General features: G+C 59.5%; 10 protein-coding genes and 6 pseudogenes. 9 read left to right on the top strand and 7 right to left on the bottom strand.

Going from position 1 to position 16,796, the window contains the following annotated elements; all coding sequences use genetic code 11:
• Positions 1-196 precede the first annotated feature (196 nt).
• The 3 pseudogenes from A3AS_RS46935 to A3AS_RS0138960 form a co-directional block, all read right to left on the bottom strand.
• Positions 197-655 (bottom strand): annotated as a pseudogene (locus A3AS_RS46935) (transposase); the annotation flags it as partial.
• 54 nt (positions 656-709) lie between these two features.
• Positions 710-2,085, bottom strand: a pseudogene (locus tag A3AS_RS44435) (transposase).
• Between the two features lie 71 nt (positions 2,086-2,156).
• A pseudogene (locus A3AS_RS0138960) lies at positions 2,157-2,901 on the bottom strand (IS256 family transposase); the annotation flags it as partial.
• A gap of 647 nt (positions 2,902-3,548) precedes the next feature.
• Here A3AS_RS0138960 and ltrA point away from each other — a divergent pair.
• The 5 genes from ltrA (at position 3,549) to A3AS_RS49685 (ending at position 10,594) form a co-directional block, all read left to right on the top strand.
• Positions 3,549-4,991: a group II intron reverse transcriptase/maturase gene (ltrA, locus tag A3AS_RS0138955; RefSeq protein ID WP_245283395.1), complete on the top strand. Its 1,443-nt coding sequence runs from the start codon at positions 3,549-3,551 to the stop codon at positions 4,989-4,991.
• 1,239 nt (positions 4,992-6,230) lie between these two features.
• Positions 6,231-6,446 carry a hypothetical protein gene (locus A3AS_RS48005; protein WP_157644509.1) on the top strand — a complete coding sequence of 72 codons (216 nt, stop codon included), beginning with the start codon at positions 6,231-6,233 and terminating at the stop codon, positions 6,444-6,446.
• 361 nt (positions 6,447-6,807) lie between these two features.
• Positions 6,808-8,640, top strand: coding sequence for an ABC transporter ATP-binding protein (locus tag A3AS_RS0138945; RefSeq protein ID WP_018322841.1), 1,833 nt, complete (start codon positions 6,808-6,810; stop codon positions 8,638-8,640).
• Positions 8,641-9,030: 390 nt separating this feature from the next.
• Positions 9,031-9,162 (top strand): hypothetical protein, encoded by a 132-nt coding sequence (locus A3AS_RS49885; protein WP_018322840.1) that lies wholly within the window; start codon positions 9,031-9,033, stop codon positions 9,160-9,162.
• A 1,123-nt stretch (positions 9,163-10,285) separates the two neighbouring features.
• A complete protein-coding gene (locus A3AS_RS49685; RefSeq protein WP_245283394.1) occupies positions 10,286-10,594 on the top strand; it encodes a hypothetical protein in 309 nt (102 codons plus the stop codon).
• A 408-nt stretch (positions 10,595-11,002) separates the two neighbouring features.
• On the opposite strand, the gene speD is transcribed toward A3AS_RS49685, so the two are convergent.
• Positions 11,003-11,332, bottom strand: a complete 330-nt coding sequence (gene speD / locus A3AS_RS50275; protein WP_371260750.1) for an adenosylmethionine decarboxylase — start codon at positions 11,330-11,332, stop codon at positions 11,003-11,005.
• A gap of 243 nt (positions 11,333-11,575) precedes the next feature.
• On the opposite strand from speD, the pseudogene A3AS_RS44430 reads away from it, so the two are divergent.
• Positions 11,576-11,844: pseudogene (locus A3AS_RS44430) on the top strand (transposase); the annotation flags it as partial.
• 209 nt (positions 11,845-12,053) lie between these two features.
• On the opposite strand, the pseudogene A3AS_RS50270 reads toward A3AS_RS44430, so the two are convergent.
• A pseudogene (locus A3AS_RS50270) lies at positions 12,054-12,206 on the bottom strand (transposase); the annotation flags it as partial.
• Positions 12,207-12,815: 609 nt separating this feature from the next.
• Between A3AS_RS50270 and A3AS_RS0138920 the strand changes: the two are divergent.
• Positions 12,816-13,742, top strand: coding sequence for a TauD/TfdA family dioxygenase (locus tag A3AS_RS0138920; protein WP_018322837.1), 927 nt, complete (start codon positions 12,816-12,818; stop codon positions 13,740-13,742).
• Positions 13,743-14,236: 494 nt separating this feature from the next.
• Positions 14,237-14,362, top strand: a pseudogene (locus tag A3AS_RS49680) (IS701 family transposase); the annotation flags it as partial.
• 223 nt (positions 14,363-14,585) lie between these two features.
• Here A3AS_RS49680 and A3AS_RS49675 read toward each other — a convergent pair.
• A complete protein-coding gene (locus A3AS_RS49675; protein WP_245283396.1) occupies positions 14,586-14,708 on the bottom strand; it encodes a hypothetical protein in 123 nt (40 codons plus the stop codon).
• 677 nt (positions 14,709-15,385) lie between these two features.
• Positions 15,386-15,847, bottom strand: a complete 462-nt coding sequence (locus A3AS_RS0138905) for a PaaI family thioesterase (protein ID WP_018322835.1) — start codon at positions 15,845-15,847, stop codon at positions 15,386-15,388.
• A 363-nt stretch (positions 15,848-16,210) separates the two neighbouring features.
• Between A3AS_RS0138905 and A3AS_RS0138900 the strand changes: the two genes are divergently transcribed.
• On the top strand, positions 16,211-16,423 hold the full coding sequence (locus tag A3AS_RS0138900) for a hypothetical protein (protein WP_018322834.1): 213 nt from the start codon (positions 16,211-16,213) through the stop codon (positions 16,421-16,423).
• Positions 16,424-16,796: the final 373 nt, after the last annotated feature.

The following is a 16,796-nucleotide window of genomic DNA, read 5'->3' as shown; positions in this document are numbered from 1 at the left end:
TTAAGAAAGCAGCGCCAAGGCTCGCTCGCTGCGGCCCGTCCGTTGTCAAGCGACCTCGGCGACGCTGCTTAGGGCCACACTGTTTAGCTCCGCAGTACCGATCGCATATTGCAGGGTCCGCCATCTGCTGATCGTGTCCCCCGGCGTGGTGTAGCTAAGCGGAGTTCACCACGTTCGCCGGCATGGGCCGGACAGGTCAGCTGGCGATTGCCGGGAAGCTGACGGCGGGATCATCGCTCAACGGCGCGATGGTTTCCAGCGTCATGTAGCGGGCGCGCTGGACGGCCCATTCATCGTTCTGCTCGAGCAGGATCGCACCAACGAGGCGAACGATGGCGTCCTCATTGGGGAAGATTCCGACCACCTCGGTGCGCCGCTTGATCTCGCCGTTGAGGCGCTCGATCGGGTTGGTCGAGTGCAGCTTGGTCCGGTGCTGGGGCGGGAAGGTCATGTAGGCGAGTACATCGGTCTCCGCTTCGTCGAGGAAGCCGGCGAGCTTGGGGAGCTTGGGGCGGAGCTGGTCGGCGACCTTTCGCCATTGGGTCTTTGCGGCCTCGGCATCGTCCTGGGCAAACGCGGTGGCGATGAAGGCGGAGACGACACGCCGCCCGCTCTTGCCGGCATGCGCGAGCGCGTTGCGCATGAAGTGCACGCGGGGGTCGTTGAAGAAGTGGCCAATAGATTTCGCGCGATGCAGCGACCGGCACCGTCATGGCCCTCGCGTCAAAACCCGCGCTACGGCGCGATCTGAAGCCGCAAACGCGCTATGAGGGACAATCCAAGGCAAAATAAGCGCAAGGAGAGCGGCTGCCAGCCGCTTGAGGTTGATCGCGGCGGCCGTCAGGTAGGCCTGGATCTTCATGTTCGGTAGTCCGCGCCGGATGGCGCGCGCCAGTCCGTGCCAGGTCTTGGCTTCGCCGTGGAAGCCCTCTGAGCGCCAGCGATGGCGCTGATAAAGCCGTCGATCCTGTCTGCTAAATCGCTCGCGCGGAGCAGTGCAGGATAATCGTCACCGACAACGACCGCTTTGTTAACTCGCCCTTTGGAAAGGCAGTCGCCCTTGAGCGGACACCGGGCACAATCCTTCGCCTTCGAATAGAAGAAACGGCCGTGCTTGATGGGTCGCGCGGGGCGCAAGATACGTCCTTGCGGGCACTTCAAGATGTCGTGCTTGGCATCGTATCGGAAGCGTCTGAGCGGTACGCGGCTCTTGATTGGTTCGGCTTTAGCTGGGATCAGGGCGTCGATGCCGCGCCGCTCGAGCGCACCGTAGACTTTAGCGTAGGCATAGCCGGCATCAGCGGTGACCGTCTTGATGTCGATGCCTGTCATAGCTTCAACCTCATCGACTTGTGGCTCGATCATCTCCCCTTCGTTCGTTTGTCCGGTCGTAACCGCGACGTCCAGAATGACGCCGACCTTGTCATCGACGGCCGTGTGCTGCTTGTAAGCGGGCTCCAACCGCCGGTTTCGGGCATTGGTGGCCATTGTCGCATCCGGATCGGTGGTGCAAATCTTCTTGTACTTGCCGCTCTGCCGGCCCTTTCTCTCGAGTTCGCTTTCATCCTCGCTTTGATTCTCGCTCAGCACATCCACCACATGCTGCTCGGTGAGGCTGTCCCAACTCACGTTGGCGCGGATCAGCGACGCATCGATGTGAACCACTTCCGCTGTTGCGATCTTGGCCTTCAGGCAGGCCTCGACCGTGCGTTTGAAGATCCTACGGAATCGCTCTTCGCCCCAGCGCTGGCGGATACGCGTCAGGCTGGAATGGTGCGGTAGCTGCTCGTGCAGGCCCTAACCAGCAAACCAGCGAATGGCGATGTTGACCTGAGCCTCACGCATCAGCTTGCGATCGTGTACGATGCCGGTGAGCAGACCCGCGAGCATCAGCCGTACCGCGGCTTCCGGATCGATGCCGGGCCGACCGTCGTTCGCGCAATAGCAGTCGGAGACCTCTTCCCTTAGCCAGGACAGGTCGAGAACACGATCGACCCGCGCCAGCACGTGCTCATCTGGGACGAGCTGTTTGAGCGAGCCAGTGATGAAGAGCTCCAACTGATCCCGCTCCTTGCGCCCCAGCATCTCGTTTGCTCCGCCGATCGCGAATCGCCGATGAGAACGGAATCAGCCAATTGCAGCTTTTTCAACGACCCCACGCGGCAGCGCTGCCAGGAGGCGTTGAGCACCTTGGCGACGGTCGCTTTGATGCCCTCATGGGCGTCGGAGACGACCAGCTTGACGCCGCACAGGCCGCGGCGGGCGAGCTTGCGCAGGAACGCCGTCCAGAATGTCTCAGCCTCCGAGGGACCAATGTCTATGCCGAGAACTTCGCGCCGACCATCACTGTTAACGCCGACCGCGACGATCACCGCGACCGGCACGATGCGCCCCTGCTGGCGCACCTTCACGTAGGTGGCGTCGATCCACAGATAGGGCCAATCGCCCTCGATCGGGCGAGCGAGGAACGCCTTCACCTTCATCGATCTCCGCGCACAGCCGCGAGACCTGGCTCTTGGAGATGCCGCTCATGCCCATCGCCTGCACCAGATCGTCGACGGAGCGGGTCGAGACGCCCTGCACATACGCTTCCTGCACCACGGCGGTGAGCGCCTTCTCGGCCATCCGGCGCGGCTCCAGAAAGCCGGGGAAGTAGGAGCCTTTGCGCAGCTTGGGAATGCGCAGCTCGACCGTGCCGGCGCGGGTCTCCCAGGTCCGGTCGCGGTAGCCGTTGCGCTGCGCCAGACGCTCGGGGTTCTTCTCGCCGTAGGCGGCCCCGGTCTGGCCTTCCACTTCCAGCTCCATCAGGCGCTGGGCAGCAAAGCCGATCATCTCGCGCAGNAGATCCGCATCAGGGGTCTTCTCCACGAGCGTGCGGAGGTTCATCATCTCATCGGTCATCGGTGGTTCCTCGAATCAGGTTGGTGTCAGCAACCCGACCCTACCGGCGAACTGCCGGTGACCACCGCAAAGCCGCCCGCCCGCTACGGCGCCATGGGAGCGCGCGCGTGCGGACGGCTTTGCTCTACCCAGCTACACCATCACCGGGGAGTACGTCATGCCAAGCTGATGATTGCTTGTGGGTGGAAGTCCCATCCGGCCAAAGCCGAAGCAGGCAAGCCGGGACCGAGTCTTGCGGGCGTCGCGGCAACGTGAGGTCTGAAGTGTAGACAGGAGCCATGCGGGGTGCGGGAATGAGCCTCGAAAGGTGGATGTTCGCGGAGGCCGAGTGTGTTCCCTAGTCACGAAGGCAGCATGAGCATCGTCGTTATGCGAGACGATGCCACTCCGTCGGGGTCGGTGGCCGGATCACGCATGGAAGGTAATCATCGGAACATGAGAGGCCCGACCGGGTCCATTGGATTGGTCTCCAATGGGGGACAGCGGCAAGGCACTGCCAGAGCCGCGGTCCGAGCTGAGGTCGGGAGTCGGACTGGTCCATAGTACCTGTGAAGTCGTCGAAGGAAACGAGACGTATGGAGGGAAGGGGCCGGCCCGAGAGGAGCCCGCGCGAGAAGGCCAGGGGCCGGACACAGAGCCGGGTTGCCTTGCCGCCGAATCTCGAGCGGGTGAACGCGGCGGCCAAGCAGGCTGCCCAAACCCGGTTCACAGCCTTGCTGCACCACATCGACGAGGACGCTCTGCTTCGGGCGTTTCGACGACAAAAGCGGCAGGCAAGCGCGGGGGTCGATGGGATAACGGTGGCGAAGTACGAAGAAAGGCTCACGGATAACATCCGCGACCTCTGCGCACGGGTCCACGCTGCTCGCTACCGGCCACAGCCGCTGCGGCGCGTCTACATTCCCAAAGCCGATGGCGGCAAGCGGCCTCTCGGTGTGCCGGCGCTAGAGGACAAGATCGTCCAAAGCGCGGTGGCCGAGGTGTTGAGCGCGGTCTACGAGACCGACTTCCTCGGGTTCTCCTACGGCTTCCGGCCGGGGCGGAATCCTCTTATGGCGCTTGATGCCCTGCATACGGCGATCATGAGCCAGCGCGTGAATTGGGTGCTTGATGCCGACATACGCAGCTTCTTCGACTCGGTCGACCACGAGCGGCTGCTGCGGATGGTGGCACACAGGATCGCCGATCCTGGTATCCTACGGCTCATTGAGCTGTGGCTGCGAGCTGGCGTTCTTGAGAGCGGCGAGAAGCAAGAGACGGACAGGGGCACGCCGCAAGGGGCAGGCACCAGCCCGCTCCTTGCCAACATCTTCCTGCACTACATCCTCGATCTCTGGGTCAACCAATGGCGTCGTCGCCACGCACGCGGTCGCATTGTGATCGTGCGCTACGCGGACGACTTCGTCATGGGCTTCGAGAGCAAGGCCGATGCGCAGGAAATGCTCTTGGCTCTCAAGGTGCGACTGGCCACCATCGGCCTGACGCTCCATGCGGGCAAGACGCGGTTGATCGAGTTTGGCCGGTTCGCGGCCCTCTCGCGTCAGCGGCGCGGCGAGCGGCGGCCAGAGACCTTCGCCTTCCTCGGCTTCACCCACTACTGCGGGCGGACCCGAGATGGCCGGTTCATCGTGAAGCACAAGACGGACTGGGAAACGCCTGACGCGCAAGCTGACGGCGTTGCGCCAGGACGCCTGGCGGCTCATGCACGCGCCACTAGCCACGCAGCACGAGTGGTTCGCCGCCGTGCTGCGCGGGCACTATGGCTACTATGGCAGGCCGCACAATTATCCCGCGCTCAACGGCTTCTACCGCGAAGTGCGTCGGACCTGGCTACGTTGTCTGAGACGGCGCAGCCAGAAAAGTCGGCGCATGGGCTGGCCGGAGTTCGAGACCCTGACGGGACGCTTCCGCCTGCCAACTCCACGCATCACTCGCACATGGGCGCAGGCGCGGATATGACGCGGGTTACTCTCGGGAAGAGCCGGGTGCGGGAAAGCCGCCCGCCCGGATCTGTGAGGGCAAAGCCAAATGGCCGAGCTACTCGACCACGACCCACCTGCGCTTATTCGATACCTGTCATCCAGCTGTAGCAGGATGGCTTTTCAAGGTCCGCAGCTTGCGCAAAGAGTTTCATGCCAGCGAGGGAAGTGATGCGCTGCCAGCAGGTGGTTCCAGCCGGACTCCTGCCAGAAACCTGGAGGTGAACGCCTGTATAAGCCTTAGTTCCATCGAGGCGATCGGCGGCATGTTTCGATACGAGGGCAAACGACTTTTCGAAGTCGATAGGGGCGTCAGGGAGCCCTGGTACACGCGGCTGGACAGCAAACTAATCGAATTACCAGTTTTGGAACCACTTGGCCCGATGGCGAGCACTGACAGTTTCAAAGACTCCCCGATCCGCGGCACCGTCTGCAGTGCCCCGCCAATGGTTCCATCGTCATCGACCAGAACTCGTGTCCCCGGTCCACAGGCTTTGGCTCGTTCTAGTCCGATCTACATCGTCGCTCGCCTCTAATCCTGTCTGCTAGGGGACAGGGATTACCAAGTTTCCGTTCGGCGGCTCACAACATCAAATCAGTTTTCTGGCGGCGCGAAGTGCGCAATTCTTGTTCAAATTCCGACAGCGGCACAAAGCCCGTCGGGTTCAAAACACTGGTCGCCGTGAAGTGCCGTTGAGCTATTCATGCGCAACTAGGCACTTAATGCGCCCGAACGATGCTGGCACGGACGTTGCTACTAAGGTGCAGCAGTACTGAAAGTGCTGAGCGCACCCAGACGCGAGACGAGCGATGCTCTCCTTCCTTGAACCGATGTGGCCCGCTTGTGAGAGGAAGAGCTTGTTGCTTGTGATTTTGTGTGTCGTCGCACTTAGCGCGGCGACACCGACATTCGCTGCGGATCTCGCTCGGCAGCCCGTCTACACCAAGGCACCACCCCTCTCGGTCGCGGTCGCGATCAGAGATCAGCTAGCGCAAAACATCGCGCAACCTCTGACAATAATTTTGGAGAGTAACGTGGCGCTGGGCTTAGAATCCCCAGCTGGCAGTGAATCCTCCGCAACGCGGCGAGGTCCCTAAGTTCCGGTCCTATCCGGCGATCGCCCAGTACTATTACGAGAGCGCAACAAGGATCGCGCGATCCGAGGTGACGCTGAAATCGCTGGACGGCCCCGCATCTATCCCGGACAAACTGAAACAGCAGGTTATGTCGGTATTGGTCCAAACGCTGGCCAACTACAAGGGTCAGAAGGCTTGCTATGGGTCACTTTGTGCGACTCCGCAGCCCGGAGTCTCCCAAAGTACCAAAGCGCAAGCGCCGGAGGAGAAAAGATGAAAAAGGGTAACGATCTGAGCTGCTCACTGGTCAATTCCTCCATTTATCCGGTGGGCCAGCGGCAATTAACGATCAGCGAGCACGGCGGTGGATCGTTTGTGGCCGGAGGTTCGGATTGCTATGACCTCCGTCCGGATCGACGCGAAGGTGATCTTCCAGGTGAAGTCGCGCCGCGATCCCATAACGCAAAGTCTCTGGCAGTCATATGCTGAACACTTCCTTCGTCAAAATGCACCTTCGTACAGCCATGGCCGAGGCCGGAGCTAGGTGGTCATCCCCACGCTTCTGCAGACGGGCAAAGATAAGTGACGCCGATCCGGCATACCTGGCTCACACAAGCTCGGATCGCGCAAGGCTGGCCGATGTCTCAGATCGATGCTCTCAGCCCGAGGAGCCCGCAAAGCGTGAGGCGCTTCAGCTAAGCGCTTACGCGAAAAGTGGGTAAAATGGGTAGAAGATTTCGGCCGCAGCCCCCAGACTCCAGGCATTTATCGCATCGGCGCGCCAAGCGTTGGGCACATCGGGTCTGGATCGAACGGTTTTACACCGCGTGCGCCACAAACCCCTAGCGCCATGACCAGTCAAGATGACAAACGACGCGCCGCAATCGGCCTGGTTCTCCCGTTTGCCTTGGAGCATTGGCTGAAGCAGCCAGTCCGTGCCACGATCATCCTCGTCGGCTTCTTAGGCGCGACCGTCGCCGACCTGTTCATGCCGGTCTATTCCGGCCGTCTGGTGGATGCATTGACGTCGGTCCCCTCCGACCACGCGGCGCGACATGCGGCGCTGATTGCGTTCGCTGGTACCCTCGCGCTTGGTCTGCTCTCGATTATATTGCGGTTTACGGGCTTGCAGGCGATCGTGCCGTTCACGCTGAAGACCATGTCGGATGTGGCCCGTGGGGCCTTCATGCGCGTGCAGCGCTTCTCAACCGACTGGCACGCTAACTCGTTCGCCGGCTCGACCGTGCGCAAGATCACCCGCGGCATGTGGGCGCTCGACCTGCTTAACCATACTATCCTGATGGCATTGTTGCCGTCGCTCGCGGTGCTCGTGGGCTCGACGATCCTGCTCGGCCTGCATTGGCCCGAGCTCGGCGCCGTGATCGGCCTCGGCGCAGTGATCTATGTCGCCATCACGACGGCATTCACGATCGGCTACATCGCGCCGGCGGCGCGCGTCTCCAACGCCTGGGACAGCAAAGTCAGCGGCACGCTAGCGGACGCGCTCACTTGCAATACTGTGGTGAAATCCTTCGGTGCTGAGGCGCGTGAGGATGCGCGGCTTGACGGTGTCGCCAGACGCTGGCGGACGCGGGTGCAGCGCACCTGGCTGCGGTCCAACGGCACGAGCACGGTGCAGCTCGTGATGCTCTTGTGCTTTCGTGCTTCGGTGATCGGCGGTGCCATCCTGCTGTGGATAGCGGGGCGCACCTCTCCGGGCGACGTCACCTATGTGTTGACAAGCTATTACATCATCCACGCCTATTTGCGTGACGTCGGGATGCACATTAACAATCTGCAGCGCTCGGTGAACGACATGGAGGAACTCGTTACCATCTATGGCGAGCCGATCGGCATTGTCGATGCCCCCGACGCCAAGCCGATCGACATTCACGGTGGGAGGATCACGTTCGAGGACGTCACCTTCCTCTATGACGGCGATCGCGTGCCGCTCTACGACGGATTGTCGATCCAGATCCGTGCCGGCGAGCGGATCGGTCTGGTCGGCCGCTCCGGCTCCGGCAAGACCACGTTCGTCAAGCTGCTTCAGCGGCTCTACGACGTCTCCGGCGGCCGGATCCTGATTGACGGCCAGGACGTTGCGAAAGCCACGCAGCAGTCGCTGCGCAGCCAGATCGCGATCGTGGAGCAGGAGCCGATCCTGTTTCACCGCTCGCTGGCTGAAAACATCGCCTATGGCCGACCCGGCGCCAGCATGGCGGCGATCGAGCAGGCGGCGAGGCTCGCCAATGCGCATGACTTCATCATACGATCGCCGAAGGGCTACAGCACTCTAGTGGGTGAGCGCGGCGTAAATCTGTCGGGCGGCGAGCGGCAGCGCGTTGCGCTGGCGCGCGCGTTCCTTGCCGATGCGCCAGTGTTGATCCTGGACGAGGCGACGTCGAGCCTGGATTCGGAATCGGAAGCGCTGATCCAAGAGGCGATGGAACGGCTGATGAAGGACCGCACCTCGATCGTAATCGCGCACCGCCTGTCGACGGTGCGCGGCCTCGACCGCATCCTGGTGTTCGATCGCGGCGAGATAGTCGAGCAGGGCACGCATCCCGCACTGATCGTGCAACCCGGCGGCATCTATCGCAGTCTGTTCGAGCGGCAGGCCGTCGAGTTCGGTCCGCTCTCGGCGGAAGGCGAGCCTAAAACATGGCTGGCAGCATCTCCGTAGGCCTAGTGCTATTTGGCCGTGCTGGAGGGACATGAGCATGGCCTGATAGTCCCACATCCCTTTTGCAATATGGTGACGGAGGCGCGTGGGCGTTGATGCAAAGGCGCATGAAGAGTTCTTCCGGACGTGGCTCGCAGACATCGTTGAGCCGGGCCGGCCGTTCGGCTTAAGCGAGGTCTGCGGCGACGGCAGCGGGACCACGGAGGCACGGCGGACGCTGCCGCAGGTGCTCAATGCGCGGCTGCGCGGCCAGGCGGCTTGGTGTGACCCTGGCGAGCCTCTGCCACCTGGTGTGCGGGAGGTGGTGGCGCGCAGCAGTTGCCGTGAGCAGGTGGTGTTCGGCACGGTGCTGTTCGGCCGCATGCATGGCGGCGCCGGTGCCGCCGTCCGATGGGCCTGTTCATCAACACCCTGCCGCTGCGGCTCGATCTCGACAGCACCGCCGTCGAGGCAAGCCTGCACATCACACATGCCCGCCTGCCCGAGCTGCTCGCGCATGAGCATGCCTCACTGGCACTATGAGTTCTTGAGTTAGGTTCGCATCTGATTTCTGCCCAGGCGTAGGGGACCGCAACGACTTCCGCCCAACGTGGTCAGAACAGGTAAGTGGGGCGCTAGAAGTCGAATGTTGGCGGGTTTTGCGTATGGCAGAGAACCGCCGCGGCAGGAGGAAAACCTTACGCGCTTTGCTCATTCGATTGTTTTTTCAAGTCCATGTCGAGCATCTGGTGGGGACAGCTGCATCCTCCTCGGCAGGCGGACCTAACTCTAAGCGCCGGCGCCAATCGATTGTCTCAGCGGGATTAAATCCAGAATACGCGAGAGCATGGGCGCCTGACTGACCGCATTCACAAATGCCACCGCTCTTACCAGAAAAAGAAACACGCTCGCGCTTATTTTCGACACGTGAATGCTTGGTGTCGCGCGCCGTGGAAAACTGTCCCCTCGACGTCACGAGGAATTGCCATCGCATGATTAGTCTAGCGCATGAAAACTCGCGCGCTTGTGGCTGAGACGAGTACGACGCAGCCGACCGTTATCGGCACGAACATCAGCAGGAGTGTTGTCGATGCCCGCCGGAGTCTCTAAGCTTGTTTGAGGCGATCAACTCCGCGATTAACGAAGGGCTTCTCGTAGGAAAATGCCCCTACTGCTACAATCTTCAACATTGAGCTCGTGGCCTCAACATTAGGCAAAGAAAGAGCAAAGGCTGAGTGGACATGCAACGCTAGAGCGGCATCGCTCTGCGAGGTCTTCCGGGACGGTCGAGATGGAGCACTCGACGCGCGACAGCTGGCAGGCCCGATGCTGAGCGATTTGACACGGCCGGAGCCGATGGCGTTGGCTGCCCCTCGGAAAACGCCGTAGGCACTGCCGGTGCGAGCCCAGATAGTCTTGGCGGGCGCGGAGTTATTTCCGAAGGGGGTAGCAGCAAAGTTCGGGTAGCCGCAACGATAGTGGCAAGTGGCGCAGGTGCTTTGTGTAGCAGTGGGATTCGTGCGCGTACTTATCGGATAGGAGTCCTGTCAATTGTCACTACCAGATCTGGGCGTTCTGGAAGCAGTACTTCCATCATAAGGTTACGGCAAGGTTGGATGCACATAGGCGTGTGCTCAACCAGCTTCGAAACGCGGAAAAGAATGCCATGGCGAACATCAATCTCAGCTCCCAATTTATTGCAGATGCAAGCGCCCGAGAGCGAGCCATCACCGACCGAAAACTCACTAAATGGAGAGCACTGGTCCCGAGACGTCGAGTTTTCCAGATGACACGTGGAATAATGCCGATGCCGCGGATGGGTGCAGCAATAAAGCGCGCGCTCGCCATTTCCGATCTCGACCGGTGCTGCGCAATCTGGTGGCTCTATCGCCTCCATTTCGGAATCACCGGCAACGTGATGTTGGGCCTTACCGCGGTCACGGTCGCCCAGGAGAGATCCCGCTGCGCCATTTAGCCGTCGTGACATCGCGCGCCTTCCACACGGCCCGGCGCAGGCCTAACGAACCTGCCACAGGTTGCGCGTTTGGCTGGCGGGCAAAAGTTTGAGGCCAACGCCAATCGCCTCAAGTCTCCCCCAGCCCACAAAGGCCGCAATCACATTTAGCACCGACGAACTTCCCGGCAGCTGCACAAAGGGCGCCGGAAAATACGATCAGCAGACCGCAAAACTCGAACTAGTCTCGCACTTCATACCATCAGCAGGCTGAAATTGATGGCGCGGATGATGCTGCTCATGGAGGTCCCCCAGCAGCGTTGAAACGACGGGCCAGGTTAGCTGAGAGCGGCGAGCGCCTTCCGAATGCTTGGTAAAGTCTGGCGATCGGGAGCGAGGACGCGCCGCTTGCATTCCACCTGGTGATCTTCATGGCTTGATTGACACACCTCTCCGGAAGCGACGAACGTCAGACCGTTCGGGCTGAAAGGCGTCGACCAGAATTGGCACGGCGGTCGCAGGATCACGGTCGCCACATACGAAAACATCAGCGGCCGCGTAAGACCTCTCAGGCCAGGTATGTAAGGTCATGTGCGACTCAGCCAACAAGGCTATTGCGGAGACGCCGTGACCGCGACAATGTTTATGAACATGAAGGTGTAGTAATGTCGCCCTCGCTGCACGAATGGCTTTTCGGATTGCGTCTTCCGCAAGGGCCGGATCGTCGAGGTTCTTCGCTCCCCATAGCTCGATGAGCATATGGGTCGCACCTGTGGATAGAGCCGGTGGGGCGTCCTTCTCGTTATCCATAGTCATTTAGAAATCTCCATTGAATTATCGGCCAATAGGCTGAGCTATTCGGATTCAGGTGACGAGGTGATCAGGCGCTTGGATCGGCGGTGCCGGCACTTGGATGACCTCAATGCCGTCCTTGAGACTGGCTACTGCGAGGTTCGATAACTCATTTGTACCTTTGAGCTGCCATCAGATCCTTGATGTGGCGATCGCCACCTATGGGCCTATCAACGCGGCGTCACGCTGAACTTCTCCTGCCGGGCAAGCCGACCGACAACGCGTTCATCGAGGCCTTCAACGGCCGCTTCCGGGCCGAATCCCTCAACACTCACTGGTTCCTCAGCCTTGCGGACGCCCAAGAAAAAGTGGAGACTTGGCGCAGATACTACAACGAAGAACGGCCCCATGGCGCGATCGGCAACAGACCGCCGATTTTGCTGCAAAATCACGTCGGCGCATCCAGCCCGCCAACGTGATCAACGCAAAAAACTCCAGTTCTGGATGATCCAAAGTTCGGTCTCGCTACACTTCAGCCGGACTCCAACTCCATCTGGAGGAAATACGCAGCGGCAGGTCAATTGCGGCCTACTATACATTTCGTATCATATACAACACCGCCTCTCTGGCGATATCGAAGCACCATTTGCGAACCAAAGGGGTGGGACTCAAGACTCGCTTAAGGTGTTCGCAGATAGCGATTGCCGCCTTGATATGCGGTCGAGAATAGTTCGATCCCCGGTCGAGATTTGCTTTGTACCAAGCCATGCCGCAAAGGCGCGGCCCTTACGAGGGCAGTTCCGATAAAGGCTACTATCGCGCTTGAGATGATTGGTCCGATCCTGACATTTAGCTGCCGGGGGTCCTGCTGCTACTTGTCGAACTCGCGGCCCCCGCTCAAGCATGCACTGAATTTGATTGAGGCCAAGGTTCGCTGCGGCATCACTCTAACCGGCCGCGGCTTCTGTGGAGTCGACGGCGACAATCGAGGCAGCGTCGCCGCAAGCGCACGCGTGCACGTCTCACAATATTACCTACACGCGATTGTTGGAATCGCATCTCGTGTAAGTGAGAACATGGTGCATCAAATCGTGACGGGCTAAGCTCTCGCTGGTAGAAATGAGCCATTTCTTTATGTTGACGAACGATTCAACGTTGAATGGCACGACCCTTGCTAGAGATCACTCTGTAACGCGAGCCTACCCCCATGAAAGCCCGACGTCAGCACCATCCATTTGCATCTAGGCACTTCGCACTTGCTTGGAACGAAACAGGCTGCGTTTGCGATCGCGAAAAGCTCGGCGAATTCAGAAAAGGTCGCAATCACTGGCGTGGCATCGCACCACGCACGGTTTAGCGCAGATTTTAGAGGCCTTTCCAATCTAGCGTCACCCGTCGTTTCACGACTAAATTACTCGGGCTGGCGTAGAAACCAAAGTCGGAGAATGTCATGAGCGAGACAGCTTTAATCGACAAAGTCGTTCCGCGGAGCGATATCATCAAATGCACAGCGCGCATTGGCGCCGAAGTTAGAAATATCAAGCTGTCGGGCGATTTGCCGGACCATACCTTCGCTGCGATTAATAGCCTGCTGCTTGAGCACAAGGTGATCTTCTTCCGCAACCAGGCTCATCTCGATGACGCCGAGCAGGAACGCTTTGCTCTTCGGTTTGGGACGCTTGTGCCGCCCTTGCTAGGTGCTGCCGAGGGAACGACGTCGATCCTTGATATTGATTCTGCATGCGGGGGTGTTCGGGCTGACGCTTGGCACATTGATGCATCCTGCGTGGACGCGTATCCTAAGGTCTTGGTGTTGCGAGGGGTAGTGATTCCACCAGTCGGCGGTGACACTGTTTGGTCAAACACGGCGGCCGCTTATGACGACTTGCCGCCGACCCTGCAGCGGCTTGCCGACGATCTCTGGGCCGTTCACAGCAGCGCGTTCGACTTCGCCGTAGCCGTCCGCCCCAGCCAGGCCGACAAAAATCGTCATGAGAAGTTCCTTGCCAGAACGATGTTCGAGACCGAGCACCCCGTAGTACGGGTCCACCCTGAGACCGGCGAGCGCGCACTGGTGCTCGGCTGTTATGTGACGCGCTTTGTTGATATCTCGAAATACGACGGACAAAGGTTGTTCGATCTATTCGAGGCGCATATAGCCGCGCCGGAAAATACCGTACGTTGGAGCTGGAAGCAGGGCGACGTCGCTATCTGGGACAACCGCGCCACTATGCATTATGCGGTCAGGGACTACGGCGATGAGCGTCGCGTCGTTCGCCGCGCGTCGATCAATGGTGAGGTGCCGGTCAGCGTCGACGGCCGGTGCAGTGTAGCGAAGGTTAAAGTCGTCAAGGAGCCGCCCGCGAATTTCGCCTAGCGAGAGAGTGAGTACATGCAGGCGATGGGTTCAGCTGCACCACTAGCGGCGCCAGCTAAAAGCCGCCCAGAGGCCGATGACAGCTCTCGTTCCGTTAGAAACTGGTGTTTCGTATGCCTGCGCAAAGTGAGAGATCATCCGATCCAAGCGAAATGAGCAAGTCCTGAGTCTTTTGTCCGATTCGCGCTGGCCAATGCAGATTTCCAGCTGTTAACTTACCAGCTTTCAAGTCGAGTAATACCGCCGCGCGCGCTGAATGGATTTGGCCTTAATGCGTGAGATAGTCTTTGCTTGACGTGAGATTGGATTTTGACGCCGGCGGAGTCCATGGCAGGCTATTTTACGACCAAGGCCGTCGGTCGTCCATTCCTTGGTGCCGAGATCAGTTTCGATGAGCAGCGAACTGCCGCCAATCGCAGCAGGGTTGTCGCAGGAGCTTCGTGACTTCCGAACAAAGGTTGCGCCTATCACGTATGTCTATCCAGAAGCTGTTGGTGGAAGTCCATCGCTGGGTCATCGAAGACTGCTTCGACACCGCGAAGAACGAGTTCGGCCTTGATCACAACGATTCTCGTTCCTGGCATGACTACCGTCATGTCTCACTAGTCGTCCTTGCCTTCGATGGCTGTCATCTGGGCTAACGCCAAAGCATTGATTGAACAAAGGGGCCGCGGGCCAAACCGAAGTATCGTTGTTGATCACCTAATCGATCTAGGAAATCCGCCACATCGCCAGAAGGGGCCATCCCACATATCCAAATCCTCGCAACCATTTATTAGCCCACCGGCTCCGGTGATGAGAATGCTGACGGAGACGAGGCATAAACACTTGAGACTAATTTGTTCAACAACATGTCTTTTGCTCAAGGGATTCGCGCTTGCCGATCTGCAAGACGCCGCGCATCTTGCGAATCACCCCTTGTTCTTCAAATCGGATTAGCATCTCCGTAACCCTGGCGCGGCGCAATCCCAAGACGGAGGAAAGGTAGTCGCGCGTAACTGGTAAACCGACGCAAGTGATCTGCGCCCCGAGCGCAGCGTTTCCTACGGGAGTGAATGGTGGCCAAAGTCATCCGCAAGCTTTGGGCCGGTGCAATCGAATTGACGATGACGGTAGCCCATTCGAAATTCGAGGCTTTAACTCTATAGGAAAAGTCGCCTCCCGCTTGGCTTTTGGTCAGCCGATCACTGCATCAGTCAGCGCTGCGCTTGGGCGCTGCTACCCGATAACGACAGAGACGTCGCCGTCGGCTTGTATCCTCCTGTAGCTCTGAGGCTTGGGCGTATGCCGTCGAAACAGGTCTGAAAGATGGTTATCGCGGACACATATCTTGCCAAAGACCCGGCCTCAAGTTCGACGCTTTGAAGACCAGAGACTTCCTGCCCACCATTCGCGACCTCGTTGCCTTAGCAGCTCGGGCTGCCTGCGGATGCGGTTAGAAGCGTATGGAGCTCCCTCCAAGAGGGCGCCTGCTGCGCTCGGCACAGGTTGCTTCCTAGGCAACGTCGCGTGTTAGATACCCGCGGCTCTGACGGTCAGCTCCGCACATCGGTGCGGTTACCAGTCCGGCCCCTCAGCTTGAGGCGTTGCTTTTATAAGCGACGGCTGCAGGTAAAAACGCCGGGCTGCGCGCCAAGGCTGCCTTACCCCTTCTTAAGTCGCTTAATCGTGCCGGAAAATGTGAACAACGTACGCTCTCCGGACGTCAATTGACCTCGCACGAAAATCAGCGAGCCACCAGCGCGGATGATTTCGCCCGCACCCACAATCAGATCGCCTTCGCGCGCGGCATCGATAAACGAACCGGAGAAATCAATGGTAACGCCGGGACCTTGAAGCACGGGCTTCGCGATCACGAACAGGCAAGAATCGCCAAATGCCATCAGGCACCCACCACTCACGTTCTTGCCGTCATTGAGGTGCTTATTCTCGACCCGGAAGGCGGCGCGGAAACTGCCGTCCGGTTCCTGCCGATAAAAGTAAGGCCCGCAATGAATCTCAAAATTGTCGAAGCCCTTGTAGGGCTGCCAACCCGTGAGTTCGTTCTCGGGTCCGGCGTGAAGGTCCGCGCGCTCAGAAGTCGCCGCTTTCGTGGAGTCGCGCAAGGAGTAGCCCTCAGTTGCTGATTGTTGTACGGCATGGCCGATAAGCTACCCAAAGCCTACCTCCGCCGTGAACGAAAAAATCGCTAAAAACCGTCCTGTGGCGCATATATCCGGCGAATTTGCCTTGGTTTGTGGCCGACGTCGCGCGAGTACCAATGCGTGCGTTCCGGCGGCTGTCCCAGCCGCACCCATTCAAGGAGCTGCCCGCTACCCTTAGTCATTCAGCGCGACAGTGTCGCCCGGCCGCCCTCATGTCGATTTCGTAAGAACGCGAGCGGTGCCGCTATTATCGTTGGCTTCAGCTGATTCTTTATGACCGCAATCAAGATCATGAACGCTTGATATCCCAGTGGGGCCGAGTTCGTGCTGCTGGTAGACGATCATGAAAAGTTCGCGCGGCGTTTCTCGCCCAATCCGGTGAGCAGTTCCGTAATGGTGCTACGGCACATTCCGTTCAACGGCTGGATATCGAAGCGCAGGGCGCCCGGCATGGTCTTCAAGCTGATGAAAGCCGCGCAGAAAATGGCACTCCAACGTCGCAATCAGAAAATGAATCTCGGGGTGAAATCACGCTAATGGGCTCGAAGTGGTCATCAAACCGATCGCAGTTCGCAATCGCCGCTGTCTGACTGATGACGCCGTCACAAAAAAGTTCTGCCAAGCCGCCGCATACGCGATCGTCGCAAGGCAAAGGTGGTATAATGGTGTTGCGGCGAGCATACCAGGGCGATCGCATGCCCGTCTTGAGCGAGTTGCTTTAGTCGACCTAGCTCGCCGACAGGCTTTGCAAGGGATCGCAGCTCAACACATGCTCAATGACGCGAGTTGATGCCCTGCTCACTGAAATCATCCGTCGGTTCGACAGACGTCTGTTTATCGTGCCTCTCTTCAGGCCCCAAGAGCTTCGAGAATGCTGTGGGTCTCGAAAGCTATGGCGACCCCGCTCCGT

Source organism: Bradyrhizobium sp. WSM2793, assembly GCF_000379585.1.
In the GTDB taxonomy this organism is placed as follows: domain Bacteria; phylum Pseudomonadota; class Alphaproteobacteria; order Rhizobiales; family Xanthobacteraceae; genus Bradyrhizobium.
This window is presented reverse-complemented; position numbering and strand designations above follow the sequence as displayed.

What these genes read in the sequence shown, in the direction of transcription:
- A3AS_RS48005 (WP_157644509.1), top strand. Translation starts at nt 6,231, where the DNA reads ATGAAAAAGGGTAACGATCTGAGCTGCTCACTGGTCAATTCCTCCATT.
- A3AS_RS0138920 (WP_018322837.1), top strand. Translation starts at nt 12,816, where the DNA reads ATGAGCGAGACAGCTTTAATCGACAAAGTCGTTCCGCGGAGCGATATC.
- speD (WP_371260750.1), bottom strand. Translation starts at nt 11,332, where the DNA reads ATGCTCATCGAGCTATGGGGAGCGAAGAACCTCGACGATCCGGCCCTT.
- A3AS_RS49685 (WP_245283394.1), top strand. Translation starts at nt 10,286, where the DNA reads ATGGCGAACATCAATCTCAGCTCCCAATTTATTGCAGATGCAAGCGCC.
- A3AS_RS0138945 (WP_018322841.1), top strand. Translation starts at nt 6,808, where the DNA reads ATGACCAGTCAAGATGACAAACGACGCGCCGCAATCGGCCTGGTTCTC.
- A3AS_RS49885 (WP_018322840.1), top strand. Translation starts at nt 9,031, where the DNA reads ATGGGCCTGTTCATCAACACCCTGCCGCTGCGGCTCGATCTCGACAGC.